At 39.1% G+C, this 930-nt stretch carries 1 protein-coding gene and 1 pseudogene; both read right to left on the bottom strand.

All coding sequences use genetic code 11. The features are described from left to right. Positions 1-17: 17 nt before the first annotated feature. A complete protein-coding gene (locus DPV95_RS10340) occupies positions 18-824 on the bottom strand; it encodes an IS3 family transposase (protein ID WP_160309367.1) in 807 nt (268 codons plus the stop codon). Beyond that, positions 821-930, bottom strand: a pseudogene (locus tag DPV95_RS10650) (transposase); the annotation flags it as partial. The pseudogene DPV95_RS10650 and the gene DPV95_RS10340, both read right to left, overlap by 4 nt.

Genomic DNA, 930 nt, shown 5'->3' with positions numbered 1-930 from the left:
AAAAGTTGGACAGGTAGTTAACTTAAATATTGAGCTCGGTATTGCACTGGGCTCAATCCTTTGAAAGCTAGTTTAATTCGTTTTTGGTTGTAATACACTAAATATTCTTCAATGTCAGCCTGTAATTCAGCAATTGAATGATAAGTCCGAGAGTAAAAGCACTCTGATTTTAATATGGCAAAAAAGCTTTCAATCACCGCATTATCATAGCAATTTCCTCGGCGACTCATACTTTGCACCGCTTTACCCTTCAACATCTTTACCCATTCCGCCGAGCCATACAATACACCTCGGTCGCTATGAATAATCGGACATTCTGTTGGTTTAATCCTACTAAGCCCTTGTTCTAACATCTTTTTTACCAATGAAAACTTCGGGCGTGTCGCAAAGTTATAGGCAATAATTTCTCGGTTAGCCAAGTCCATTAACGGTGAAAAATAAAGCTTTTCTTGCCCAACCTGAAATTCCGTTACATCCGTTACCCATTTTTGATTGAGTGCCGTCGCTGTAAAATCACGATTCAGTAAATTCGGGGCAATATGCGATGTTTTTCCACGTTTCCCATGTCTTTTCTTGCGTAAAATGGAATGAATCCCTAACTCGTTCATCAGCTTTAACACCGTTTTATGATTCAAATTAAAACCCATTTGGCGTAATTTAAACGTCATGGGGCGATAACCATCTCGTTTTCTGTTCTTTTTATACAGCGATAAGATAGCTTCTTTAGCTTCGTGATAATTTCGCTTAATCTCTTTATAGTAAAAGCTTGAGTGAGGCATTTTAGCCACATGAAGTAAATCATTTAACGCATGGTCCGGCTTCAATCTTTCAATGATTTTTCTTTTTTCTGTCGTTGTTTTTGACGGTCGAGCTTCTCCAACTCTTTTAGGTAAGCAATCTCCGCTCGAGCCAAGGCGAGCTCTCGCTGCA

This window comes from Haemophilus parainfluenzae, from assembly GCF_003252755.1.
GTDB lineage: Bacteria > Pseudomonadota > Gammaproteobacteria > Enterobacterales > Pasteurellaceae > Haemophilus_D > Haemophilus_D parainfluenzae_N.
This window is presented reverse-complemented; position numbering and strand designations above follow the sequence as displayed.